The organism is Amycolatopsis sp. EV170708-02-1 (assembly GCF_022479115.1).
In the GTDB taxonomy this organism is placed as follows: Bacteria; Actinomycetota; Actinomycetes; order Mycobacteriales; family Pseudonocardiaceae; genus Amycolatopsis.
In genome coordinates this window covers 9301133-9325550 of record NZ_CP092497.1, presented here as the reverse complement: position 1 = coordinate 9325550, position 24418 = coordinate 9301133, and the positions used below count along the sequence as shown (strand labels likewise).

Annotated in this window: 27 protein-coding genes; 14 read left to right on the top strand and 13 right to left on the bottom strand. The window is 67.9% G+C overall.

Features of this window, described 5'->3' with window-relative positions:
- Window positions 1–20: 20 nt before the first annotated feature.
- Window positions 21–413, top strand: a complete 393-nt coding sequence (locus MJQ72_RS42860; protein ID WP_240596529.1) for a pyridoxamine 5'-phosphate oxidase family protein — start codon at window positions 21–23, stop codon at window positions 411–413.
- A 34-nt stretch (window positions 414–447) separates the two neighbouring features.
- Window positions 448–975, top strand: a complete 528-nt coding sequence (locus tag MJQ72_RS42855; RefSeq protein WP_240596528.1) for a GNAT family N-acetyltransferase — start codon at window positions 448–450, stop codon at window positions 973–975.
- Here the strand turns inward: MJQ72_RS42855 and MJQ72_RS42850 are convergent.
- The 4 genes from MJQ72_RS42850 to MJQ72_RS42835 form a co-directional block, all read right to left on the bottom strand.
- Window positions 972–1310, bottom strand: coding sequence for an MmcQ/YjbR family DNA-binding protein (locus tag MJQ72_RS42850; protein WP_240596527.1), 339 nt, complete (start codon window positions 1308–1310; stop codon window positions 972–974). The genes MJQ72_RS42855 and MJQ72_RS42850 overlap by 4 nt on opposite strands.
- 112 nt (window positions 1311–1422) lie before the next feature.
- Entirely contained in the window at window positions 1423–3090 is a 1668-nt protein-coding gene (locus tag MJQ72_RS42845) for a bifunctional UDP-sugar hydrolase/5'-nucleotidase (RefSeq protein WP_240601575.1), read from the bottom strand.
- A 95-nt stretch (window positions 3091–3185) separates the two neighbouring features.
- Window positions 3186–3974 (bottom strand): alpha/beta fold hydrolase, encoded by a 789-nt coding sequence (locus MJQ72_RS42840; RefSeq protein WP_240596526.1) that lies wholly within the window; start codon window positions 3972–3974, stop codon window positions 3186–3188.
- A 14-nt stretch (window positions 3975–3988) separates the two neighbouring features.
- The gene (locus MJQ72_RS42835) at window positions 3989–4477 is read right to left on the bottom strand and encodes a GNAT family N-acetyltransferase (protein ID WP_240596525.1); all 489 of its coding nucleotides are present in this window, start codon (window positions 4475–4477) and stop codon (window positions 3989–3991) included.
- Between the two features lie 150 nt (window positions 4478–4627).
- Between MJQ72_RS42835 and MJQ72_RS42830 the strand changes: the two genes are divergently transcribed.
- On the top strand, window positions 4628–5275 hold the full coding sequence (locus MJQ72_RS42830) for a VanZ family protein (protein WP_240596524.1): 648 nt from the start codon (window positions 4628–4630) through the stop codon (window positions 5273–5275).
- On the opposite strand, the gene MJQ72_RS42825 is transcribed toward MJQ72_RS42830, so the two are convergent.
- Both MJQ72_RS42825 and MJQ72_RS42820 read right to left on the bottom strand, forming a co-directional pair.
- The gene (locus MJQ72_RS42825; RefSeq protein WP_167551731.1) at window positions 5216–5392 is read right to left on the bottom strand and encodes a hypothetical protein; all 177 of its coding nucleotides are present in this window, start codon (window positions 5390–5392) and stop codon (window positions 5216–5218) included. The genes MJQ72_RS42830 and MJQ72_RS42825 overlap by 60 nt on opposite strands.
- A 97-nt stretch (window positions 5393–5489) precedes the next feature.
- The gene (locus tag MJQ72_RS42820; RefSeq protein WP_240596523.1) at window positions 5490–6143 is read right to left on the bottom strand and encodes a bifunctional 2-polyprenyl-6-hydroxyphenol methylase/3-demethylubiquinol 3-O-methyltransferase UbiG; all 654 of its coding nucleotides are present in this window, start codon (window positions 6141–6143) and stop codon (window positions 5490–5492) included.
- A 28-nt stretch (window positions 6144–6171) separates the two neighbouring features.
- Here MJQ72_RS42820 and mug point away from each other — a divergent pair, with 28 nt between their 5' ends.
- The 6 genes from mug to MJQ72_RS42790 all read left to right on the top strand — a co-directional run bounded on the left by mug (window position 6172) and on the right by MJQ72_RS42790 (window position 11461).
- Window positions 6172–6723, top strand: a complete 552-nt coding sequence (mug, locus tag MJQ72_RS42815) for a G/U mismatch-specific DNA glycosylase (RefSeq protein ID WP_240596522.1) — start codon at window positions 6172–6174, stop codon at window positions 6721–6723.
- Between the two features lie 282 nt (window positions 6724–7005).
- Window positions 7006–7806 carry a response regulator transcription factor gene (locus tag MJQ72_RS42810; protein ID WP_240596521.1) on the top strand — a complete coding sequence of 267 codons (801 nt, stop codon included), beginning with the start codon at window positions 7006–7008 and terminating at the stop codon, window positions 7804–7806.
- A 138-nt stretch (window positions 7807–7944) separates the two neighbouring features.
- A complete protein-coding gene (locus tag MJQ72_RS42805) occupies window positions 7945–9789 on the top strand; it encodes an acyl-CoA dehydrogenase (protein ID WP_240596520.1) in 1845 nt (614 codons plus the stop codon).
- A 123-nt stretch (window positions 9790–9912) separates the two neighbouring features.
- Window positions 9913–10188 carry a GlsB/YeaQ/YmgE family stress response membrane protein gene (locus tag MJQ72_RS42800; RefSeq protein WP_240596519.1) on the top strand — a complete coding sequence of 92 codons (276 nt, stop codon included), beginning with the start codon at window positions 9913–9915 and terminating at the stop codon, window positions 10186–10188.
- A gap of 73 nt (window positions 10189–10261) precedes the next feature.
- On the top strand, window positions 10262–10555 hold the full coding sequence (locus MJQ72_RS42795; RefSeq protein WP_240596518.1) for a GlsB/YeaQ/YmgE family stress response membrane protein: 294 nt from the start codon (window positions 10262–10264) through the stop codon (window positions 10553–10555).
- 189 nt (window positions 10556–10744) lie between these two features.
- The gene (locus MJQ72_RS42790; protein ID WP_240596517.1) at window positions 10745–11461 is read left to right on the top strand and encodes a leucine-rich repeat domain-containing protein; all 717 of its coding nucleotides are present in this window, start codon (window positions 10745–10747) and stop codon (window positions 11459–11461) included.
- Window positions 11462–11464: 3 nt separating this feature from the next.
- Here the strand turns inward: MJQ72_RS42790 and MJQ72_RS42785 are convergent, their stop codons facing one another.
- The 3 genes from MJQ72_RS42785 to MJQ72_RS42775 are packed head-to-tail and all read right to left on the bottom strand — an operon-like array spanning window position 11465 to window position 15509.
- A complete protein-coding gene (locus tag MJQ72_RS42785) occupies window positions 11465–13309 on the bottom strand; it encodes a VanW family protein (protein ID WP_240596516.1) in 1845 nt (614 codons plus the stop codon).
- A gap of 30 nt (window positions 13310–13339) precedes the next feature.
- Window positions 13340–13633, bottom strand: a complete 294-nt coding sequence (locus tag MJQ72_RS42780) for a co-chaperone GroES (RefSeq protein WP_007032412.1) — start codon at window positions 13631–13633, stop codon at window positions 13340–13342.
- A gap of 40 nt (window positions 13634–13673) precedes the next feature.
- A complete protein-coding gene (locus tag MJQ72_RS42775) occupies window positions 13674–15509 on the bottom strand; it encodes an NHL domain-containing thioredoxin family protein (protein ID WP_240596515.1) in 1836 nt (611 codons plus the stop codon).
- 152 nt (window positions 15510–15661) lie between these two features.
- On the opposite strand from MJQ72_RS42775, the gene MJQ72_RS42770 reads away from it, so the two are divergent.
- Window positions 15662–16231, top strand: a complete 570-nt coding sequence (locus MJQ72_RS42770; protein ID WP_240596514.1) for a hypothetical protein — start codon at window positions 15662–15664, stop codon at window positions 16229–16231.
- Window positions 16232–16258: 27 nt separating this feature from the next.
- Here MJQ72_RS42770 and MJQ72_RS42765 read toward each other — a convergent pair whose 3' ends face one another.
- Both MJQ72_RS42765 and MJQ72_RS42760 read right to left on the bottom strand, forming a co-directional pair.
- On the bottom strand, window positions 16259–16726 hold the full coding sequence (locus MJQ72_RS42765) for an SRPBCC family protein (RefSeq protein WP_240596513.1): 468 nt from the start codon (window positions 16724–16726) through the stop codon (window positions 16259–16261).
- Between the two features lie 35 nt (window positions 16727–16761).
- Window positions 16762–19107, bottom strand: a complete 2346-nt coding sequence (locus tag MJQ72_RS42760) for an oxidoreductase (RefSeq protein WP_240596512.1) — start codon at window positions 19105–19107, stop codon at window positions 16762–16764.
- 658 nt (window positions 19108–19765) lie between these two features.
- Between MJQ72_RS42760 and MJQ72_RS42755 the strand changes: the two genes are divergently transcribed.
- The 4 genes from MJQ72_RS42755 to MJQ72_RS42740 are packed head-to-tail and all read left to right on the top strand — an operon-like array spanning window position 19766 to window position 22832.
- Window positions 19766–20263: a hypothetical protein gene (locus tag MJQ72_RS42755; RefSeq protein ID WP_240596511.1), complete on the top strand. Its 498-nt coding sequence runs from the start codon at window positions 19766–19768 to the stop codon at window positions 20261–20263.
- A complete protein-coding gene (locus tag MJQ72_RS42750) occupies window positions 20263–20874 on the top strand; it encodes a DUF3558 domain-containing protein (protein WP_240596510.1) in 612 nt (203 codons plus the stop codon). The genes MJQ72_RS42755 and MJQ72_RS42750 overlap by 1 nt, the downstream gene beginning before the upstream one ends.
- Window positions 20875–20877: 3 nt before the next feature.
- Window positions 20878–22086, top strand: a complete 1209-nt coding sequence (locus MJQ72_RS42745) for a hypothetical protein (protein WP_240596509.1) — start codon at window positions 20878–20880, stop codon at window positions 22084–22086.
- 2 nt (window positions 22087–22088) lie between these two features.
- Entirely contained in the window at window positions 22089–22832 is a 744-nt protein-coding gene (locus tag MJQ72_RS42740) for an ESX secretion-associated protein EspG (RefSeq protein WP_240596508.1), read from the top strand.
- On the opposite strand, the gene MJQ72_RS42735 is transcribed toward MJQ72_RS42740, so the two are convergent.
- Together MJQ72_RS42735 and MJQ72_RS42730 are read right to left on the bottom strand one after the other, a co-directional pair.
- Entirely contained in the window at window positions 22829–23578 is a 750-nt protein-coding gene (locus MJQ72_RS42735) for an amino acid ABC transporter ATP-binding protein (protein ID WP_240596507.1), read from the bottom strand. The genes MJQ72_RS42740 and MJQ72_RS42735 overlap by 4 nt on opposite strands.
- The gene (locus MJQ72_RS42730) at window positions 23575–24384 is read right to left on the bottom strand and encodes an amino acid ABC transporter permease (RefSeq protein WP_240596506.1); all 810 of its coding nucleotides are present in this window, start codon (window positions 24382–24384) and stop codon (window positions 23575–23577) included. Before MJQ72_RS42730 ends, MJQ72_RS42735 begins: the two co-directional genes overlap by 4 nt.
- Window positions 24385–24418: the final 34 nt, after the last annotated feature.

The window sequence follows — 24418 nt, the reverse complement described above, 5'->3', positions numbered from 1 at the left end:
CTTTCGGGCAGGCTGACCAGGTGAAACGTGATCAATCGCTTATCGAACGTCTCGCGCGGGAGCGCAACGCCTGGTTCTGCACGCTCCGCGCGGACGGTTCGCCGCACGTCACGCCGGTGTGGTTCGTGTATCTCGACGACGTCTTCTGGATCGGCAGCGGCGAGCGGAACGTCAAGGTGCGCAACGTCGGCAACGATCCGCGTGTCAGCCTCGCGCTCGAGGACGGCGACGCTCCCGCTGTCGCCGAAGGCGTGGCTCGCGTCCATCGAGGAACCCTGCGCGAAGACGTTCTCGCGGCGCTGGCGGCGAAGTACGACGGCTGGGCGGCCGGTGAGGAGATCGCCCCGTTCGGCGCCAGGGTGCTGCTGGAAGTCCCCGTTAAGCGGTGGCTGCTCGCGGGTGTCGCCCAATAGTCTGGAAAGTCCGATACCGATCCTGGGATGGACGATGCTGACCGGTGAACTGATCCGCTTGCGCCCGCTGGAACCCGAGGACGCGGACACGCTGTGGCGCTGGCACAACGACCCGGAGGTCACGCGCTGGATGCCCGCGGACCACCCGGAATCCCTCGCCCAGATCCGCGAACGCTTCACCCGGCGGAAGCCCAACAGCTTCAGCCAGGTGAACTTCGCGATCGAGAGTCTCGCCGTCGGCACCTTGATCGGCACTTGCACGCTGCGCGACGCCACCCCGGAGCAGGGCCGCGCGGAACTCGACATCTACCTCGGCGAGAAGGACCACTGGGGCGGCGGCTACGGCACCGACGCCATGCGCACGCTCTGCCGCTACGGCTTCGACATGATGCGGCTGCACATGATCGCGCTGTGGGTCGTGGTCGAGAACGAGGCCGCGATCCACGTCTACAAGAAGCTCGGGTTCCAGGTGGACGGCAGGCATCGGCAGTCGTTCCGCGGCCAGAACGGCCAGTGGCACGACGAATACCTGATGAGCCTGCTCGAAGGGGAACTCCGCTAGTCGCTCAGTCCTTTCGTGAGTCTGGCGGGCGCCTTCATCCGCCAGGCGTCCTCGATGAGCTCGCTCAACTGCGCCTTCTCCACCTTCTCGAGGTCGACGAGGATCGCGCCGTAGCCGTCGTAATGCGGCGTGGTGAAGTACGCGGGGTCTCCGGAGGCCAGCAGGGCCTCCTTCTCCGCGTGCTCGCACAGCAGCATCAACCCGCCCTCGGCCTCGGTGCGCAGCCGGGCGAAGCTCTTGCCCGCGACCTTGAGCGACGGCGTGCGGTACGACGTGGACTCCTCGACCTCCGGCAACCTGCCCGCCAGAGCCACGACTTCTTCCCAGGTCGTCATGGCCGACATTGTGCCCTGGGTCACTGACAAAACCACCCCGCGAACGCGAGGAAAGGTCCGTTCCTCGCAAATTTTGCGAGGAACGGACCTTTCATGGCACGCGCTTGAGGGGTTACGGCAGGGCGGTGATCCGGTCCGCGGGCGGCGGTGCGATGCCCGGGTGCGCGCCGAAGTACGCGATCAGCGCGTCCAGGTCCACCGGACCACCCGACAGGTTGGTCCCCTTCGTGAACTCGGTGAAGCCGTCCCCGCCGGCGGCGAGGAAGTTGTTCACCGAAACGCGGTACGACGCCGCCGGGTCGATCGGCGCCCCGTCGAGCGTCAGGTTCGAGACGCGCGAACCCTGGGCCGCCGACGCCGAATAGGAGTACTTCAGCGACTTCGAGATCTGCAGGATCCGCACGACCCCGTTGGCCTGCCATTGCTGTTCGAGCACGTTCTTCAGGTCCGCCCCGGTGAGCGTGATCGTCTGCATGATGTTCGCGAACGGCTGCACGGCGAACGCCTCGCCGTAGGTCACGACGCCGTCGCCCTCGCCGGCGGGCGAGGACAGGAAGGTGAAGTCCGTGCGGATCCCGCCCGGGTTCGTCATCGCGATCTGCGCGCCGTTCGACTTCGTCGCTTCGAGCTGGGCGTCGGCGATGACGTCGCCCAGCGGGGACTCGCCGGAGGCCGCGCCCTTGGCGACCAGGTCCGCGGTGATGGTGCCGACGGCCTTGTTCGCGATCGGCGCGGCCTTGGTCTTGGCCTCCTCGATCAGCTTCACCACGTCGGCGTCCGGCGCGACGTCGCGGGTGACGATCTGGTTGTGCGCCTTGGTCTCGCCGCGGACGACGTCGCGGGTCCGGCGGTCGATCTTCAGGTCGACGACCGAAAGCAGACGGCCGAACGACGCGCCTTGGATCACCGGACGCGGCGCGCCCGCGGGATCGTCGATCACGCAGTTGTACTGCTGGTGGCTGTGCCCGGTGAAGATGGCGTCCACTTTGGACGTCACCTGCCGCGCGATCGCGGTCGCGGCGCCCGGTTTGACCTTGCACTCGTCCGGGCCGGCGGTCTCGGAGTTGTCGCCTTGGTGCAGCAGCACGACCTGCGCCTTGACGCCGAACATGTCGAGCAGCTTGGCCGTGCGGTCGATGGCCTCGACCTCGTCGCCGAACTTGAGGCCCTTGATCGCCTCCGGGGTGACGACCTGCGGCAGATCCTTCAGTGTCGCGCCGATGACGCCGATCGGGACGCCACCGGAGACCTCGATGCTGAACGGCAGCAACGCCGGGACACCGTTCTCGTAGTACACATTGGACCCGAGGAAGGGGAAGTTCGCGCCCTTGAAGGACTCGCGGAACTGGCAGCCGTCGGTGGGGTGGCAGCCGCCATGCTGCATCCGGCGGAGTTCCTTGAGGCCCTCGTCGAATTCGTGGTTGCCCACCACGGAGGCTTCGACATCGAGCTGGTTCAGCAGCTCGACCGTCGGCTCGTCGTGGAACAGAGCCGAGATCACCGGCGACGCGCCGATGCTGTCACCGGCCGATAGGACGACCGAGTTACGCGCTTCGCCGCGAAGCTTCTTCAGGTGCGTCGCGAGATAAGCGGCGCCGCCCGCGTTGACGGTCTTGCCGTCGGGCAGCGTGACACGGCCGCTCGAACCGGACGGCGGTTCGAGGTTTCCGTGCAGGTCGTTGAACGTGATCAGCCGGACGTCGGTGGTCGACGGCGCGGCGGACGCGGGCGCGGCGACGACGGCCAACGCGGTCAGCGCGGTCGCGGCGACGACGGCCATCCGGGTGGAGAGCTTCGTTGTTGGGCGCACGGCGGAGCAGTCTGCCTTGCGGGTTTGACCTTCACCAGAGGAAAAAGGAGGACGATAGGCAACCGTCACATGGCGCGTGAGCTGCCGTCGAGCAGCACCCGGGCGACCAGTTCGGGCTCGTCGTTCATCGGCACATGCCCGCATCCGCGCAGCACCAGCAGCTCGGCCTCCGGCGCGATCCGGCGCAGCTCGGCGGCCTTCGGGCGGGCGAGGATGCGGTCGCGTTCCGCCCACGCGATGGTCACCGGCACGTCACGGACGACACCGTCGAACCGGAAACCGCCGCGGGCCTGCTCCAGCGTCGGCCGGAAGCCGGGGCAGCCGGCGAGCGCGCGGATGTCCTCCATGACGACCTGCGTGGTGAGCCGGTCCGGGCGGCCGACGATCATCCCGGTGAGCACCGACCGGCCCGCCGGGGTCGCGGCGAGCCGCCGCGCGGTGCGTTCGGGGATCCGCTCGGCGAGCAGGCGATGGGTGCGCAACATGCTCAGCGCGTATCGCTGCTGCCGCGGCGTCCACAGTCCGGCCGGGGACAACGCCGTCACGCTGCGGACGAGACCGGCTTCCCCGAGCGCGAGCGAGAGCAGCCCGCCGAGCGAGTTGCCCGCGACATGCGGTTTGCCGAGGCCGAGGTCGTCGAAGAGCTTCCTGAACATCTCGACGGCGGCTTCGACGCCGTAACCGCCGGAGTGCGGCGCCGATTCGCCGAATCCGGGCAGGTCGACGGCGATGACGTCCCGGTGCGGGGTGAGCAGGCCGAGCACGGGCGACCAGGCCTGACGGCGATGACCGACCCCGTGGATCAGCACCAAGGGCTCGCCTTTGCCCGCGCGGTCGAAGACGACGTTGTCCATCCCGCGAGGTTAGGCTATTTACTGCTACCGGCGGTAACAGGTAAGTAAAGCCGTTCACGCCGCCGGGTGACGTCGTTCGGCATCGGCTCCAGTTCACCCGTCGCGATGAACCCGAGCTTCAGGTACAGCCGCCGCGCCCGGTCGTTGTCCTCCGCGACGTGCAGCCACACCTCGCGCGCGCCGTCGTCCTCGGCGGCCGACCGCACCTCGCCCATCAGCCTGGTGCCCAGCCCCCGGCCCCGGGCTTCGGGCGCGACCCACATCGAGTAGAGGATCCAGCCGTCGTCCCGAGCCCGCCCGGCGACGAGACCCACCGGACGTCCGTCGTCGAAGGCGGCGAACCAGACGTCCCCGGCCAGCTTCGCGAGCCACTCCTCGTCGGATTGCGCGCTTTCCGCCGCGGCGATCGAGCCGTAGTTCTCGGGGGTGTCCGTCAGGGCACGGAGGCGGACTTCACGGAAGACGTCGAGGTCCGCGGGGACGAGCCGTCGAACGATCAGCATCCAGGCAGAATCCCACGTCGGCCGGTGGATCGCGGAACGAATATCGCCGATCGGCCAAGATCGGGGTCGGCCACTCGGCCGATCCGGCCCCGGCCACCGCGGCCCTTCGACCGAAGTGGCGGCCCCCTGGTGATCCATAACGTCGTGGTCATGACGAACGCACAGGTCACCGCCCTGCAGTACGGCTTGATCGGCTTCTTCGCGCTCTGGGCGACGGTGCTGATCCCGCAGCTGATCGTGCTGCACGCGCGGCACGGCCGAGTGCGGCTTCGTCCCGTCCTGACCATGGCCGCCGTGCTGCTCTACGCGACCATGACGCTGGCGGTGACCTTCCTGCCGTTGCCCGGCCCCGGCGTCAAACGGCTGAGCCAGACCGTGCAGCTGCACCCGTTCCAGTGGGTCGCCGACATCCACACCGAACTGCTCAAGCACGGGCTGCCGATGGCGGACTGGTTCACCACCCAGACCTTCCAGCAGGCCACCATGAACGTGCTGCTGTTCGTCCCGCTCGGTTTCTTCGCCAGGACGCTCTGGAAGCGCGGCCTCGCCGGCACGACGCTGATCGGCCTCGCCGCTTCGCTGCTGATCGAGATCACGCAGCTGACCGCGAACTTCGGCACCGCGCCCTACGTCTACCGGATCTTCGACGTCGACGACCTGCTCAACAACACCGGCGGCGCGATGCTCGGCTGGATCGCCGGGGCCCTGCTGCTCAGCCTCGTGCGGAAGCCCGTTCCCTCAACGGTCGAGCTTCAGCTTCCGCGCCGCGAGCGGGTCGACCTCGCCCAGATCCGCTAGCCTCGCCTGCCGCCGCTGGGCCGCGCGCCGCGCGGCCCGCCGGTCTTCCGCGATCACCAGCACGGTGGCCACCACGAAGATCAGCGCGACCAGGCCGAGGATGAGCGAGAGCTGCAAAACGCCTCCTCGAAGACGACCTTGTGGGCGAGATCACAAACAGTACGCATATCGTGCTGAGTTGACCACCCCTTGAGACGAAAGTGGGTGTCGCAGGTCACTCGGGGTGCGCCGAGAACCACGTCCGGTCCTCGGTGCACCAGCGGTCGAAGACCAGGCCCGCGCTGGTCAGGGCGGCGTCGAGGGCCTTCGAGTCGAGTCGGCGGCAGGTGAACGCCTGGCTCCACCACCGGACGCCCGCCGAGTACCGCACGACGGCCGACAGCAGGTCACCGTCACGGACGACCTGGCCGAGCCGGACGTCGACCTCGCCGAGTTCGCCGCCTTGGCCGTTCCGGACCGAGGCGAACCACTCGGGCGGATGCCATTCGACGAGCACTCGCCCGCCGGGCGCGACATGCGCGCGGGCGGTGGCCAGGAAGGCCGCCCGATCGGCCGCGGCGGCGGTGTTGATCAGGTGGCTGCCGAGCAGCACCACGTCGAAGACCCGGCCGAGCCGCAACCGCTCGATCTTCGAGCACACCGTCTCGGCGCGGACGTGGGCGAGCATCTCCGGCGAATCGTCCACCGCGACCACCGGATGCCCGAGCTCCAGCAACGCGTGCGTGATCCGCCCGGCGCCGCAGCCGAGCTCCAGGATCGAGGCGCCCGCCGGGACCGCCGCGTGCACGATCTCCGGCTCGTCGCCAGGCGGCAGCAGCCGGTACACCTCCACCGAACAGCCGTCCGCCGTGAACGCCCCCTGATCCATACCCGCCAGCGTGCCGGAAACTGGCCCGGTGAGGACGAAACCGACCAAGGACGAGCTGGCCGCCGCCTACGGCAAGACCATCGACGACGTCATCGCGCCCGATCTGGACGTGCTGTTCTGCGGGATCAACCCCGGCCTCTACTCGGGCGCCCTCGGCCTGCACTTCGCCCGGCCGGGGAACCGGTTCTGGCCGGCGCTGTACCGCGGCGGCTTCACGCCGCGCCTGCTCGACCCCGGCGAACAGGACGAACTGCTCGGCCTCGGCCTGGGCATCACGAACGTCGTCGCGCGGACGACGGCGCGGGCCGACGAGCTGACACCGGACGAATTCCGGGAAGGCGGCCGTCTGCTGACGGCGAGGGTCGCCGAATTCCGGCCACGCTGGCTCGCGGTGGTCGGGATCACGGCCTATCGGACGGCGTTCGGCCTGCCGAAGGCGAAGATCGGCCCGCAAGACACCGAGATCGGCGGAGCGCGGGTCTGGGTGCTGCCGAATCCGAGCGGGCTGAACGCGCATTGGACGCCCGCGGCGCTCGGGGACGAGTTCGGGCGTCTTCGTGCCGAAGTCCACTCTGAGTAGCGAACGGGTCAGGATCTCCCGCCGTCGCGCTCATTCGAGCAAGAGTTCCACAACCAGCTGATACGCAGAGTTTGCTGCGACGAGGCGATACATCTATGAGGGGGATATCGCGTCACGTGCCCCGGTCTGCCGACTCGTAATAGTTACGAGGTGTCATCTCTGTCCGGTCCCGCAGGGGGGACCGGTTGACGAGGGTGACCACGCCGGGGGGCAGTGGTCACCGAATGGACTTCCGAGTCCTCTCGTTCGGAGATGGCGGGCACGAAAACGGAGGGGTCCGTGATGCGAAGCATCGAGCCGAACCGAACGCAGGCCGGCAGGCCTGGCGGACTGTCGCCAGGCGGCCGCGGACTCGGCGTGGCCGCCGTCGATCCGATCCCGATCTTCTGCGAGGGATTGAGCTCGCTGGTCCACCGCACGCCGGGGCTGCAGTGGCTCGGCCACGCGGCGAGCCATCATGCCGCGCTGCAGCTGTGCGAACAGCTCAAACCGGACGTCATCGTGCTGGATTCGGCGCTCGACCCGAACTGCCACCTGTCCCGGCTGCTCAGCGGCGGCGACCCGGCGCTGGTCATCATCACGATGATCAGAGACACGAATCGCACCCAGCAGTACCTCGCCGCGGCGATCGCCGCCGGCGTGCACGCGATCGTGCCGCGGGCGACCGACGGGCGGCACCTGGCCGAGGCGATCCGGCGCGCGCACAGCGACCGCCGCTACATCGACCCGACGCTGGCGGCGCTGACGGCGCGGCCGAAGCGCCAGCCCGTGCTCCCGAAGCCGGGCGACGCCCCCAAGCCGGCGACCGCGCGCGGCCTGATGCCGCTGTCGCGCCGCGAGTACCAGGTCCTGCAACTGGTGGCCGAGGGGCTGGAGAACTCCGGGATCGCGAAGATCCTGTTCCTGTCCGTGGAAACCGTGCGGACGCACGTCAAGAGCATCCTGCGCAAGCTTTCGGCACGCGACCGCACACACGCGGTGACGATCGCGTTCCGCTCCGGCATCCTGGTCGCGAATCCCGACGACGCGCACACCCCCGCCGAGCCGCAGGCGGCCACTTCTGTCGCCCCGTCACCCCGCTGAGACCCCCCGGATTGCTGATTTACACATCACAACAGTGGCCATTCACTTGCCGCCGGTTACCCACAGGTAATATCCTGATGTTACCGGCGAGTAGGGACGTGTGCCCGGCCGGGGAGCCGAACACATTGGAGTGACGAAATGGGCCACTACAAGAGCAACGTCCGAGACCTGGAGTTCAACCTCTTCGAGGTCCTCGGCGTGCAGGACCGCCTCGGCAAGGGCGTCCTCGCGGAATCCGACGAGGAGACCGCCCGCGGCGTGCTGACCGAGCTCAACAAGCTCGCTTCCGGTCCCCTCGCCGACTCGTACGCCGACGCGGACCGCAACCCGCCGGTGTACGACCCGAAGACCTTCTCGGTGAAGATCCCCGAGTCGTTCAAGAAGAGCTACCAAGCGCTGATGGACGGCGAATGGTGGCGGCTGGGCCTGCCGAACGAGCTGGGCGGCTTCGGCCTGCCCCCGACCGTGCAGTGGGCCGCGGCCGAGCTGATCCTCGGTGCCAACGCGCCGCTGTTCATGTACATGGCGGGCCCGAACTTCGCCGGCATCGTCGACAAGAACGGCACCGACGAGCAGAAGCGCTGGGCGCAGATCATGATCGACCGCGGCTGGGGCGCCACCATGGTGCTCACCGAGCCCGACGCCGGTTCCGACGTCGGCGCCGGCCGCGCCAAGGCCGTCAAGCAGGAGGACGGCTCCTGGCACATCGACGGCGTGAAGCGGTTCATCACCTCGGCCGAGAACGACATGGTCGAGAACATCATGCACCTGGTGCTGGCCCGCCCCGAGGGCCCCGGGATCGAGACCAAGCCCGGCACCAAGGGCCTTTCGCTCTTCCTCGTGCCGAAGTTCCACTTCGACGGCGAGACCGGTGAGCTGGGCGAGCGCAACGGCGCCTTCGTCACCAACGTCGAGCACAAGATGGGCATCAAGGCCTCCACCACCTGCGAGCTGACCTTCGGCCAGCACGGCACCCCCGCCAAGGGCTGGCTGCTCGGCGAGGTGCACGACGGCATCGCGCAGATGTTCCAGGTCATCGAGTACGCCCGCATGATGGTCGGCACGAAGGCCATCGCGACGCTGTCGACCGGCTACCTCAACGCGCTCGAGTACGCCAAGGAGCGCGTCCAGGGCGCCGACCTGCCGAACATGCTGAACAAGGCGGCGCCGCGCGTCACCATCACCCACCACCCGGACGTCCGCCGCTCGCTGATGCTGCAGAAGGCGTACGCCGAGGGCCTGCGCGCGGTGTACCTCTACACCGCGACCTTCCAGGACCAGGTGTGGACCGGCGAGGGCGACGAGGCTTCGCAGAAGATCGCGCACGGCGTCAACGACCTGCTGCTGCCGATCGTCAAGGGCGTCGGCTCCGAGCGCGCGACCGAGCAGCTCGTGCAGTCGCTGCAGACCCTCGGCGGGTCCGGCTTCCTGCAGGACTACCCGATCGAGCAGTACATCCGTGACGCGAAGATCGACTCGCTGTACGAAGGCACCACGGCCATCCAGTCGCTGGACTTCTTCTTCCGCAAGATCGTCCGCGACAAGGGCGCTTCGCTGGCCTACGTCGCCGGCGAGATCACGAAGACCATCGAGTCGGAGATCGGCAACGGGCGGCTCAAGAACGAGCGCGGGCTGCTCAAGCAGGCGCTCGAGGACACCCAGGGCATGCTCGGCTCGCTGATCGGCTACCTGACCTCGTCGCAGGAAGACCCGCAGAACATCAACAAGGTCGGCCAGCACACGGTCCGCCTGCTGATGTCGGTCGGCGACCTGCTCATCGGCTGGCAGCTCATCAAGCACGCCGAGGTCGCCATCGGCAAGCTCGACGCGGGCGCGTCGGCGAAGGACGTCCCGTTCTACGAGGGCAAGCTCGCCGTGGCGTCGTTCTTCGCGAAGAGCGTGCTGCCGGAGCTGACGTCGCGCCGCGCGATCGTCGAGGCCGCGGACAACAGCCTCATGGAGATCCCCGAAGCCGCGTTCTAAACGGTTTCGTGACGAAGAGCCCTCTCCGGCCCGGAGGGGGCTCTTCGTGGTTTCGAGGGGATTGCCGGGGGAATTTCCGTGCTGAGTCCGCCCGTCGGCGGAGAGCTCGGCAAAGGAGTCTCAATGGCAGTCACCGGCATCATCACGGCGATCGTGGTCGGTTTGGTCCTCGGGGTGCTCGGCAGGTTCTTCGCCCCCGGCAAGCAGTCCATCCCGATCTGGCTGACCATCGTCGTCGGTATCGTCGCCGCCTTCATCGGCACCGCGATCGCCCGCGGGCTCGGTTACGCGGACACGAAGGGTTTCGACTGGCTCGAACTCATCACCCAGATCGTCATCGCCGGTATCGGGGTCACGCTGGCCGCGAACCTCTACGGACGCCGAGGTGTCACCCGGTAAGGGGTCTTGAGGCGCGACGAGCCGGTTTCGGTGTCACCGTGGGTTCACTCGATTCTCCAGCGAAGGAGGAACCATGTTGGGTGGCCTTTGGGGCATCATCACCACGATCGTGGTCGGGCTGATCCTCGGCGTCATCGGCCGGATGATCGCGCCCGGCGATCAGAAGATCCCGATGTGGCTGACGATCGTCGTCGGCATCATCGCCGCGTTCATCGGCAACTGGCTGGCCGGCGTGTTCGGCGTCCGTGACACCGCGGGCATCGACTGGATCCGGCACGCCTTCCAGGTCGGCGCGGCCATCGTCGGCGTCATCGCCGCGGCCGCGATCTACGCCAAGGTCAAGGGCGGGCATCGCGCCGCGACCTGACCGAGGACTAAGTGGTTGCCATCGGAAGTCTTTCGGGGGTATTCGGCGGATCCAGGTTTCCGCCGGGCGTGCGGCCGTGAGGTCCTCGTACCGGGTTGTACTCGGGCCTCGCGGCCGTGCGTCCAGCGGGAAGCTGGGCCGTCGAGACCCCCGGAGGACTTCCGATGGTGACCACTAAGGTCGGCCCCTGTGACCACTCGACTCGAACTCGGTGGCCAGGGGCTGACCTCCCTGTCCGGCATCTCCCTCCCGCCGACGCTGGAGTACCTGGATCTTTACGACAACCGGCTGACGTCCGTCCCCGACGAGCTGTGGTCGCTTTCCGGGCTCCGCGTGCTGAATCTCGCCACCAACCGGCTGACCGCCGTCTCGCCCTCGATCGGCGCGTTGCGGAATCTGCATACGCTGGATCTGGGGCACAACGAACTTTCCGTCCTGCCGGACGAACTCGGCGAGCTTTCCGGGCTGACGGAGTACCTCTACGTGAGCGACAACCGGTTGACCGAGTTCCCCGCCGCGCTGTGTTCGCTCGGACGGCTGAAGTACCTGGGGTGCACGGACAATCGCATCTCCACTCTTCCGGACGATCTCTCCGGGCTGACCTCGCTGCGCGAATTCCGCTTGTACGGCAACGGGTTGACCGGGATTCCGGAATCGATGGGGACGCTTTCCGCGTTACGCGAACTGCATCTGCGGAAGAATCTGCTGACTTCCTTGCCGTCCTCCATCGGGGACCTGAGCGAGCTGCGTCAGCTCGACCTGCGGGAGAACCGGCTCACCTCGCTACCGGAGTCCATCACCCGGCTGTCCAAATTGGACAAGCTGGATCTGCGGTGGAACAAGGAATTGCGCGAGCCTTCGTGGCTCGCGGACTTCGAAGCGCGGGGCTGCATGGTGCTGCGGTGAAGCTCAGGCGCAGATGATCGCCGTCCTCGGCGAGTAGGTGGCGTTGCGGGTCTCCCGGCGGACCTCCGTACCGGTGACGACGTCGACGAGCACGCGGGTGTCCGAGGTGCTGAACCCGGCGGCGCCGGGATCCGGCACGCAGCCTGGGCCCGAGCCCATCTGCACCGGCTGGGGGACGTAGGAGTGCCGCTCACCGCCGACGCTCTGCACCGAAAACCGTTTGGTCCCCCAGATCCGCACCGTCACCGAGCCGTTGGCGGGGATCACCTGGATCGCGATCCCGGTCGGGGCGTCGTTGACGATCTGCAGATCGACCGGCGATCCGTCGGTGTTGATCGCCTTGGCGTCACGGGCGACCGGATACCGGTCCAGGTAGTTGTCGTGTTCGAGATGACCGCCGTCGGCGAGGCCCGCCAGGTACGCGGCGTTGTAGAGCGTCGTCGCGAGCTGCGAGACACCGCCGCCGACCACGACCGGCCCGGTGCCGTCCTCGTTCACCGGGGCGGGCACGTAGCCCGCCTCCGCCGTCCTCGGCCCGGACCGCGCGCCGAGGCTGAATCGCTCGTTCGGCTTCACGATGGCACCGGAGACCCTGGCGGCCAGCGCCTGCACGTTCGTCATCGCCGGCCCGCTCAACCCCGACGTGGTGAACTCGCCGATGACCTCGTTGATGCCGAGGACGTTCGCCGCCTCGGTGCTGACGGCCGGGCTGCTGGCGTCGTAAACCGCTTTCAGCTCACGCTCTTCGCTCTTGGCGAGCGTCGTGGTCAGCGAGGAGAACGTGAGATCCCAGTTGACCTTCCGCGCGTCCTTCGACGGCTGGACCGCCGGCCGGTCGCCGACGAAGACGATCTGCGCGTCCGCCCCGTCGGTCTCGGTCTCCTTGAGCTGCGGCTGCGCCACCGCCCGCAGTTTGCCCTGGTCGATACGCACTTCGAGGTTGCCGTCGTCGCGCGCGGCGAACTGGAAGGAACCCGCGATCGCGTCCGGTTTCAGCGTCGCGTCCTTGCCTTCGCCGCGGATGATCAGCGGCTTCGCGACGGCGGGGACGACGATCTTGACGAGCGCCGCGTGCACACCGGGCGAAGTCGCCTTCACCGGCGAGACGTTCACCTTCAGCTCGACACCGTCGTCGCTCAGCCAGCCGTCGGTGACCGCGGTGACCGCCTCCTTGACGTCGGCGAGGGTCTGCCCGTTCCGTGGCTCGACCGCGGCCGGGACGACACCGCCGTCGGTGCCCGCGACCGGCTGGAAGGTGATGTTCCCTTCGACCGGCGGGCGGTTCAGCTTCGTGGCGGCGAGGTCCGAGACGGCCTTTTCGAGCTTCGGCGCGTCGGTCCAGGTGACGACGCCGACCTCGCGGCTGGTGAAGAACGACATCAGCCGCGTGTACGGGCTCAGTGGCTGATGCCCGGCGCGGCCCAGCGTCTGTGGCCAGTCCAGGCCGAGACCGGACGACGTCGGGTACAGCACCGTGCGGACGTCTCCCGCCCGTACCCGGACCGGTTCGATCAGCCGCGGCTCCAGCTCACGGCGAAGCTTCGATTCGGCCTCCTTGTGCGTGAGACCGCCGACGTCGATCCCCACGACCGTGACGCCGCGCGGGACGTCCCCGGCGCTGACGATCAGATCGACCGCGTACAGGAGCACGAACAGGCCCATGAGCACACCGGTGGCCATGAGGACCTTGCCGAGCCCCTTGCGGAACTTCGATGCGGGCGTCGGCGGTGGATGCACCACCCTGTCGCCCTCGAAGAGCTCGTCTACCAGGCCCTCGTCGGTTTCGGGTGCCGAGAGGAGGTCTTCGGTGAACAGGTCGGCGCCCGGTTCGTCATGGTCTTCGCGCACCGCCCCTCACCGCCCCTCCCGTGGCTCGAGTTACAGGTACAACCCCGTGCCGTGTTCGGTCCGTTCGGTCGCCACGGCGTGGATGTCGCGTTCCCGCATCACCAGGTGCCCCTCGCCCTGGATCTCGACCTCGTGCTGGTCGTCCGGGTTGAACAGCACGCGGTCACCGGTCTTGACGTTCCGCACACTGTTGCCCACGCCCAGTACATCACCCCACGCGAGCCGCCGCGCCACTTGCGCGGTGGCGGGGATGACGATGCCGCCGGAACTTCGGCGCTCGCCGTCCTCGGGGGACAGCTTCACGAGCACCCTGTCCTGCAGCATCTGAATCTCGAGTTTCGGCCGATCTGACACGAGTACGACTCTACTTACCCGGGTCGCCCGCCATGACCAGGCTCAGCACGCTTTCTCCGCCGTTTTCGAACCGCACCGGCACACCCCAGTCCTGCCGGGTGATGCGGCAAGCGGGATGCTCGCCACCGTCGTCACAGCTCGCGGCCTGCGCGACGACCTGCAGCACCCCTCCGGTGACGCCCTCGGCGAAGCGGAGCTTGCGGAACAGGTCCGTGCCCACCCCGGCGCCGTCGGCGAGCAGTTCCGGCGGCGACGCGCTGATCTCCAGCCGCGTCGACGGGCCGAACCGGTCGTCGAGCTTCTCCCCGGGCGGCGGGGTGAAGACGACGGAGAACTCCAGCTCACCCGGCGCCAGCACGGTCGGCGGACGGCGGACCGCGTGCGCGTCGCCTGCCACGGCCTGCTCCCCGAGCGGCACCGGCCCGATCCGGCCGCCCGCCGACTCGACGGCCAGCAGTTCGCCGTCGTGCACCAGCAGACCGGACGGCTCCGCGAGCCCGGTCGCGAGCGTGGTCACCTGGCGAGTGAGCGGATCGTAGCGGCGGATGGCGCCGTTGTAGGTGTCGGCGATCGCGATGGTGTCGCCGGGAAGCACGGCGAGGCCGAGCGGGTGCTGCAGGAGCGCCTTGTCGGCGGGTCCGTCGACGTGGCCGAAAGAGAACAGGTCGACGCCGACCGCGGTGTGCACGGTGAACGTCTCGCCCTCGGGCTCGATCCAGCGCAGCGCCGACGTCTCCGCGTCCGCCAGCCACAGCTTCTGCCCGTGGGGCGTCAGACCGGACGTCTGCGCGAAGAACGCTTCGTGGACGTCGCCGTCACGCAGGCCCTCGACGGTTGTGCCCGCGAAGCGGCGGATGGTGCCCGAGACCGGCTCGAACACGCTCAGCGTGTGGTTGCCCGCCATGGCGACCACGACGCCGCCCGCGGGGCCCCACCAGGCAACGTCCCAGGGGCTGGTGAGGTCGATGTCGAGCGCCTTGCCGGTGTCGACGCCGTCGCGCCACTGGCGGCCGGTACCGGCGACCGTGGAGACCTCGCCGGTGATCAGGTCGATCCCGCGCAGCCGGTGCCCGGCCGTGTCGGCGACGACGGCGTGATAGCCCGCGCGCTCGGCGACCTCGTACGGCAACAGGGTGATTCCGGACGGCTCGGTGAAGCTCGCCAGGTCGAAAGGCCCGTCCTGCGCGCCGCGTTCGCCGCTGCCGAACCGGCGGATGATCGTCTCGCCGTCGGACGCGAACTCGACGATGGAGTGGTTGCCGGTGTCGGCGACCAGGATGCGGCCTTCGGCGGTGGTGACGGCCTTGCTCGGGAACCGCAGCTCGGTGCGCTGCTCTTCCGCCGGCACATACGGGCTGCCGCCGCGGCGCAGCGTGCCCTTGGCCTCGTGGGTCGCGACGAGATCGGCGATCACCCGGCGCAGCGCCTCGGCGTGCCCCTCACCGGCGGCGACGTGCACGACGTAACCCTCGGGGTCGACGACGACCAGCGTCGGCCACGCCTTGACCGCGTACTGCGACCAGGTGGCCATCTTCGGGTCGTTGAGGACCGGGTGGTGCACCTCGTAACGCCGCACGGCGGCCTCGATCGCGGCCGCCTCGCCCTCGTGCAGGAACTTCGGCGAATGCACGCCGATGGTCACCAGGACGTCGGCGAACTCGGCCTCCAGCGGGCGCAGCTCGTCCAGCACGTGCAGGCAGTTGATGCAGCCGCTGGTCCAGAAGTCCAGCAGGACGACGCGGCCGCGCAGCCCGGCGAGCGTGATCCGCTCGCCGCCGGTGTTGAGCCACACGTCGCCGTCGAGCTCGGGTGCCCGTACGCGGGACTGCGTTCGTGGGGAAGTCACGACATGAGTGAACTACACGCTCGGCCGTGCTGTTCCGAGGTCCAGGCGTTGAGAGGGCGAGCTCACCCCAGGGGAGGAGCCTCATGTGGGTGATGAGGGAGTGGTGTTAAAAGGGAAGGCGCCTTCGCGTTGCGCAATTTAGGCTCGAACACATGTCCACTGTTGAGCACGCCTTCACCATCGAGGAGGCACACGACCTCCAGGCGAGCTTGGCCGAACCCGTGCGTCCCGGGTTGAGCGAGGCCGAGCTCGACGACGTCGAAGCCCGCTTCGGCTTCCGGTTCGCCGCCGACCACCGGACATTCCTGTCCGCCGGGGTGCCGATCGGCGACCGCTGGCCGGACTGGCGCTGCGGCAACCCCGGCCAGCTGCGAAAACGCCTGGACTGGCCGGTCGACGGGGTGCTTTACGACGTCGAACACAACGGCTTCTGGCTGCCGGACTGGGGCCTGCGCCCGATCGACCTCGCCGACGCGCTTTCGCGGGCCCGATCGCATCTGGCGCACGCCCCGCAGCTGGTGCCCGTCTGCGGGCACCGATATCTGCCCGGGATCGCCGGGAGCACGGGATATCCGGTGCTGTCGGTGTATCAGACCGACATCGTCTATTACGGCTACGACCTGCGGGGATACCTGCAACACGACTTCTGCGGCCAGCCACTGGGGCCGCCGCCGGAGGGCGGGCCGCGGCACGTCGAGTTCTGGTCGCGGTTCGTGGAATGACCCGGCCTCGCCCGCGCGTTCAGAGGACTAAACGCGGGTTTCGGCGGCGGCCTTCAGCCGGGCCAGCGTCGCGGCGATGTTCGCCCGGTTGGCATCGTCCCGTTTCCAGACCCCGGTGAACAGCGACGTCGGCCCTCGCAGCCAGCCCGGACGCCGGTCCCACGTGCTCTCGATCGCCACACAGCCGTCGCCCGAGGCCTCGATGTCGTATTGCCAGCGCGCGACGGGAAGGCCGGCGAAGGTGGTCACCTCGAACGCGAACCGCTTGCCCTCGTCGGCGTCCGTGATCGTCGAGAGCGTGCTCCAGCGACGGATCCCGTGACGGTTCCGGCCACGGAACTTGGCGCCGACGGCGGCCCCCGCGGCACCGACCCAGCGGTGTCCCTCGTATTCCTCGGCCATGTCCGCGAGTGCTCCCGGGTCGCTGACCAGGGCATACACCTTCTCGGGCGGGGCGGCGATCGCGATCTTGCCGGTGGCGCTTGGCTCCGTCATGACATACCTCCGTACTGAGGGTATGTGAAATACCCTCAGTTGTCGCGGCGGAGCATACGGCTGATCCCGGCCGCGACCGTCGTCGCCAGCACCCAGCCCGACGCGGTGAACCCGGCCGCGACCCAGTTGTCCATGCCGTGCATGTACCAGCGCGACTTGTTGCCGAAGTCGACGATCGGGACCAGCAGGTCGATCGTGTACAGCACGGGGTTCCACTGCAGCCCGGTGTCGTCCTGGTTGACCAGGCAGCGCGGCCCGCTCACCGTGAGATTGGGCTTGGTGACGCAATCGTCGACCCCGAACCCGAACCACAGGCTCCCCAGCACGAGCAGCGTCAACAGCCAGCCGAGCGCCCGCACCGGACGGAAGCCGTAGCCGACCATCGACCGCTGCAGCCAGCTCCACACGTGCACGCCGGGCCCGAAGAACTTGAAGCCCTTCGCAAGCGCCTCGTACCGGAATTGCTGCTTCTTCAGCAGCACCGTGGAGGCGTGCTCTTCATTACCGGACGCGCGCAGCGTCGCCGCCAGCTGGTCGTAGGGGCCGGGCCGGTAACCGTCCATCGCCTTGCGCAGCAACACGATGCGATGGTCGATCGCGCGGTCGTCGTCGAGCGCGATGTCCTCCTGCAGCGCGTCGTACCGGAAATCCTCCAGCTCGATCCCCGTCGCCGACGCCCAGAACGCCTCGTTGTCACCCAGCGTCCCGCAATGCGCCCGGCGCAGCACGATCCGGCCGTCCGGTGGAACCGCGGGCGTGAGCAGGAATTCGTCGGCCGACACGTCACTGCCGTCGAGCGCGATCCCGTGCTGTGGCAGGGAACCGAGCCGCGCACCGCGGAAGTCGACGCGTCGCGCGACCTGCGCGCCGTCGAGGTTGACCCCGCCCTGCGCGACGAACGGACGTTCCTTGTTCTCCGTCAGGATCAGATCCCGGCCGATCCGCGCGGTGCGGACGTCCAGCGAGTAGCTGGTCCGCGTGCGCGCGCCGGGCTCGGTCAGGCTCGTGCCGAAGAGGTTGACGCTTCCGCCGATCTCGGCGCCCTGCAACCGCAAAGTGCCCTGGACGGTCGCGTCCGTGAGCTGGAAGTTGCCCGCGACCTTCGCGCGCCGCGCGGAAAAGACGTCGCGGCGCGGGTGCAGGAACATCGAGTTCCACGCCAGCACGTTGCCGCCGACGGTGATGTCGGCCATGCGCAGCTGCCCGGACGGCACCCGCAGGCTCGTCGCCTCGAGATCGCCGCCGATGGTGGTCCCGTCGAGATGGATCGCGCGGTCGTAGTAGGGAATACTCTGCCCGCGGACGACCTGGACCTCGGCGCCCGCCAGCCGCAATGAACCGCCGATGCGGGCGTTGACCATCCGCAGCGTCCCGGTGGCCTGCATGCCGTCGCTCAGCTCGAGGTTTCCGTTGACCGTCGAACGATCCGCGACCAACGCCGGCCGCGGATCGATGTACGGATCGTTCGACTTCCACGCGTCGACGACGATCGGCCCGGACTGGTTCACCGAGAGCTTGGCCTCGCGGAAGATGATGTCACTGTCCACAGTGGCGCTCGGCAGGTACATGATCCCACTGGCGGAGAAGCGTTTCCGCTGCGCGGCGGGCCCATAGTTGTCCACCTCGCACAACAGGCTGCCGCCGATGTGGATCCCGTTCCCGTTGAGCGCGAAGCCGTCCCGGTTGTTCAGCGTCGCGCCGGAGAAGTTGACGTTACCGCCGGCGCGCATACCCGGGATGCGGACTTCTCCGTTGGCCACCAACCGATACGCCAGCAGCGCGCCGACGATGTTGACCCGGTCGGCCTGGATCGCCTTGCCGCGAGGATGAGTGATCACCGTGCGGGTCAGCACGACCGAACCCTCGATGACCGCGTCGGTGAGGTTGACCGCCGCGTTCGGCATCCCGCGCTCGCGATCGTCGCCGCGCTGGACCGTGGTCTCCTCGATCTCGTGCTCGGCGTCGACGTGCACGACACTGCGGATGAGGCGGACGTCGTTGCGGGTGCGGAGATTGCGCGCCTTGAGCCCGGGCAGCCAGCATTTGCGGAACACGAGCCCGAGCAGATGCGCCTCGCGGACGTCCGGCGGATGCTCGAACCGGCACCGCTCGAAGCGGAACAGATACTTGATGTCGGCGGCGCGCAGATCGAGCGTCCCGGTGATGTACGCGTCCTCGACCTGCACGATCGGCGCGTTGGTCGCCTGACGACGCCACCGGAGCAACCCCGTCGTCCCCGGTTTCATCAGCTCGGACGCCGGCACCTCGTACCGCTTGTCGGGGTTCGGGTCGAACGGGTCGAGCGGCGGCAGGGACGTGTCGCCGTTCTGGTCACCTTCCCCCGGATCGCGCGGCCCGTTGTTGCGCCGAAAACCCGGCATCGTTTCGCTTCCCTCCCCCGTCGTTTCCCGGCCCCCAGCGAAGCCGATCACGCACGGGATTCGCAAGTGGCCCGGGAAAGTAGACCGCAACCTGCCACGGGATCGCGACGGCAGAACGGCCGCCTCGGCTTCCGGACCAGGCCGTTCGGGTTCGCCTTGGTGATCTTGACCGGATTCGCCGCCGGTTTCCGGGTTCGCTGCTACGGTCACTCACCGGAGTCAGTGGTGGACAACGGGTAGGTCGCGGCCTTCGCGGCCCGTGCGGGGAGGCACGACATAAACAAGGGCATTTGCTCGTTGTCGCGGCGGCTTCAGTGCTGACCGCCGGTCTCCTACGCGGCAACAAAGGTGGCTTGAGCAGTCTTCAGGCCGACCGACTCGATCGAAGGCCACCCGGCGTCATCTACGACAACGATGGCGAAGGAAGGGTCGTTGCCCGCGCGCGGCCGACACTCGGGACGACCTCACACCTCAATAAGTCCTGACCATGCGAAACCGTCGATCAGGACAAACCACACCAGGCCGCCCACCTTTCGATGGTGATCTTCCTCGAAGTGGCTGATCAACGGTTTACCTGCTGCTATCGTCACCGGTTGGAGTCAGTAGGGAACTACGGGTAGGTCGCGCCCCATCGCGGCCCGTGCGGGGAGGCACGTCGATGACTGGACCGGGACGCGGCCCTCAGGGGGTCTACGACCAGATAAACGGGCCGGGGCCGCAGGCGCCACCACAAGGCTCCGGGTTGATCCAGGGTGCCGCTGCAGCGCCGCCACCGCCACCGAACTACAGCGAACTGGGCAGCGGGCAAGCGAAGGCCGACTTCGCGGCCGCCTCGGCGAACGGCGGCTGGGAGTTCGACCCTGCCGCTATGGACGCCGTGATCAAGTCTCTTGAAGACTGTCTCGAGAGCGACTTCCGCAAGGCGCGTCGAGAGGCCGACGTACTGAATCAAATCCAGCCACCGGGCCATGAAGTCGGCAGCGAGGGATACACGGTCGCTGCGAACAACTCGGGAAGTTCCTACCAGGCATTCATGCAGGGGGCGTGGGACTACACGAACTCGTACCTGGACACTTTGAGGCAAATCCGGACTGCTTATCAGAACCAGGATCAAGCAGCCATAGACGCGCTCCGCCAGATCGGGAAGGCCGACTGATGCTTCACACCAGGAAGTTCGTGTCCGTAGCCGCAGTGAGCGGCTTGCTGCTGGTAGGCGGATGCAGCGACCCCAAGACGGGCAACGCAACCTCGGCCGCCCCGACTGCACCTACCTCTGCTCGACTGCCGTCGAACGGCGCTCCTGCCGTGACTAACCCGATCCTGAATACCGCTCAAGCCGAATCGGACCCGTGTAGCACGGTAGCCACCGCTCAGATCGAGGAACTCGGCGGAAAGGTCGAGAAGACAGAGGTCGACGACGGGACTTTCGGGAAGAGCTGTGGCTGGATCTTCGAAGCAGGACCAAGCAGCGTGACCGCGGGCCTTCTGCCTGGCAACAAGGATGGGCTGAGCAGCCTCTACGCAAAACACGCACAGGGCGGACTCTCCACTTTCAAGCCGATCGACTCGATCGAGGGGTATCCGGGCGTCATTTACGACAACGGCGGAGAGGGGAAGGGGCGGTGTGTACTTGCAGTAGGTGTGCGTGACGACCTTACCTATACGGTCACACCGCTCCTGGCCACTGGAAACCCCATGTTGTCAGATCCCTGTGGTTTGGCCACCAAGGTCGCTGCCGCGGCGATCAAGAAGCTCAAGGGAGCTTAGGCCATGACTTATAGCGGTTGGGAGATCTTCACCAAGCTCAACGCCAATCCCTCCACGACGGAAACTCTCGACAAGGCGCAGGTTGCCTCGCACAAGTTGATGGTGTTCCACGAAAACTTCAGCAAGGCGATGGAGAACAGCCAGACCGCGCTCAGCACGTTCTGGAAGGGCAAGGCCGCCGACAGCGGAACAGCCGGCCTGGCCCCGCTCATCGCGACTTCCAAGCTCGCGGGCGAGAACATGGACCGCGCCCGCCAGTCGATGTTCGACCAGAACGCTTCTTTCCATTACACGCGCGGCAATGTCCGCCCGGTCGAGCAGGAGCGTGCGGGGGACAGCGGGCCCGAAGACGTCTTGTCCATCGGCGCGAGTGACGACGAGATCGCGGCGGCGAAGTTCGACGCGGACACCAAGCACAACGTCGAGATCTACGAGCCGTACTACCAGAGCACTCAGCCGCGGCAGCAGTCGCTCGCGCCGGCCTATCCGGCCGCGCACGATCCGAACGTTTCGGCCGCGCCGATCACGCCGGATCCGATCGATCCCGGTCAGACCAAGGTCAGCGGGTTCAGCGGCGGGCCCGGCGATTCCGGGCGGCACAGTGGTCCCGGTGGGTACACCGGCGGGCCGAGTTCGTACAGCGCGCCTCCGGGGGCCGAGGGGTATCAGGCGCCGCGGCCACCGCAGGTTCCGCAGCCGCCGAGGGTGCCGCAGATGCCACGGCCGCTGCCGTCTCCGCGGCCGAACGACCAGACCGACCTGTCCAGGACGGACGACAAGGTGCAGGGGCGCCCGGGCAACTTCCCGCCGCCCAACTTCGGGCCGGGAGGACCGGGCACCGGTGGACCCGGTGGCGGCAGCGGATTCGGCCCGGGGTCGGGTGGATTCAGCGGCGGTTTCGGGCCCGGCGGCGGTTTCGGGCCAGGTGGGTCGACGGGTGGACCGGGGAGCATGGGGCCCGGTCGCGGCGTCGGCGCCGCCATGCCCGGTGAAGGCGCGATGCGCGGCACACCGGCGGGCGGCCCCGCGGCGGCGGGACGTCCCGGCGCGCCGGGCATGGGCGGCGGCGGAATGGGCGCCGGCGCGGGCAAAGGCAAGGGTGGCGAGGACGAGGAGCACCAGCGCAAGATCACGCTGCAGGAAGAGGACGGCGATTCCCTCTTCGGCGGCTACGACGGAAACAAGCCGGTTCCGCCGGTGATCGGCGCGTAACCGTGCTGCAGAAACCCGTCGAACTGACGCTCCAGACCTACGAAACCCTGCTGGACCAACACAATCTCGGTGACATCCATCCGACGCTCGTCCGCGGCGCGCAGTGGTACCTGCCCGAGGAGCGTCGCGAGCTCGCCGCCACCGCGCAGTCCGAATTGGACAGACAAGGGCTGCTCAGGCGCGGCCGGATCGACGACGAATTCCTCGACACACTGCGGTTCCTGCAACGGCCGGCGGTGGAGTACTACTCGTGGGTGAAGTCCGAGGGGCGTGAACGGACCGTTCGCGCCGCGGGTAGTGGCCGGGAAGCAGTCAACGTCGTCCTGGTCGACAAGGTTGTCTATCTGACGCCGACGCGGCCGGACACGCTGGCGCAGGAATTCACCGGCCTGCTCCCCGAGGCTCCCGCCGCGCGCACGCCGTCCTTGAACTGTTCGGAAGCCGACCTTCAAGTCCTGATGAAGGGCGAAATGCTCACCGGCAGCGGCCCGAGCATCCGCGACGCGAAGAAGATCCTCCAGTGGATCCGGTCGCCGCACACCTTCTTCGGGCGGCTTTACGTCGCCATCCGTGACGGTGGCGGCAACCGGAAACGCGTCGAAAGGCCGCCGGGCTGGATGGACACCGAACACGGCCGTGTCGTGTTCGGCCCGGACGCCAAGGGCTGGGTGAGCCTCATGGGCGCCGGGCCGCACGAAATCGTCGCGAAGGTCGTCCAGCTGGAGTCGCAGCTACGAGGACGTTAGCCCTGGTGGTTCGGGTTCAGGACCCGCGAGAGGAACGTCTTCGTGCGCTCCTCCTGCGGGTCCCCGATCACCTGGTCGGGCGAGCCCTGCTCGACGACCACGCCGCCGTCCATGAACAGCACGATGTCGGCCACCTCGCGGGCGAACTGCATCTCGTGCGTGACGACGAGCATCGTCATGCCCTCCTGCGCGAGTTGCCGCATGACCGCGAGGACGTCGCCGACCAGTTCCGGGTCCAGCGCCGACGTCGGTTCGTCGAACAGCATGACGTCGGGATCCATCGAAAGCGCCCTCGCGATCGCGACGCGCTGCTGCTGCCCGCCGGAAAGCTGAGTCGGCAGCGAAGACTCCTTCTCCGCCAGCCCGACCTTCGCGAGGTTCTCCCGCGCGACGCGCTCCGACTCTTCCTTGCCTCGCTTCAGCACCTTGCGCTGGGCGACGGTGAGGTTTTCCAGCACGCTCAGGTGCGAGAAGAGGTTGAACGACTGGAAGACCATGCCGATCTTCGTGCGGGCGCCGTCGATGTCGACGTCCGGATCGGTGATCTCGCTGCCGTTGACCACGATCTTGCCCTGCTGCGGTTCCTCGAGGAGGTTGACGCAGCGCAGCAACGTCGACTTGCCGGAACCCGACGGGCCGATGATGCACACGACCTGGCCGCGCTGGACCTCCAGGTCGATGCCCTTGAGCACTTCGAGGTTCCCGAATGCCTTGTGCAAGCCTGACAGCTCGACTACGGGGCTCACGCTTCGACCTCCAGGCCGCGGTCGGACTTCCTGCCGGCACGACGCTCCAGGTACCTGGAGAGATAGCCCAGCGGGAGGGTGATGATCAAGTAGCACAAGCCTGCCAGCAGGATCGGCGTCATGGACCCGGTGGCGTTGAGTCCTTCACGACCCCATTTGGTCAGCTCGTATTCGTCCCGGGCCACGCCGAGCAGATAGATCAGCGACGAATCCTTGGTGAGGAGGATCAGCTCGTTCGTCAGCGGCGGGAGGATGATTCGGAACGCCTGCGGAATGACGATGGTGATCATCGCCCGGCCCTCACTCATACCCAGCGAACGCGCGGCCTCGACCTGGCCGGGCGGCACCGCCTGGATACCCGCCCTGATCGTTTCGGCCATGTAGGCCGCACCGACCGAGCCCAGTGCCAGCGCCGCGGTCGAGTAGATGTCGAAAACCAGCCCGAAGGCCAGCGGTACACCGAATCCAAGGGCGATGAAGACGAGCAGCGCGGGAATTCCGCGGAAGAATTCGATGTAGATCGTCGCGATCCACCGATAGGGCGGCACCGAAGACAGCTTCATCAAGGCCAGCACGAGGCCCAGCCCCAGGCCGACGGCGAAGCCGAGCGCCGTGTAGATGATGGTGTTCTTCAGCGAAGTGGTGATGATGCCGGGGAACTGCGCCGACGCCGCGTCCACATTCAGGAACGCGCGATTGATGGTGGACCAGTCCGCCACCAGGGCGAGCACGGTGACGACGATCACCAGTAGCGCATACTGGGCCAGCTGGATGCGCTGACGCCGTTTGCGCTTGGAAATAGCCATGATGCGGGTTTCTCCAGTCGAGTGGCTGACATGC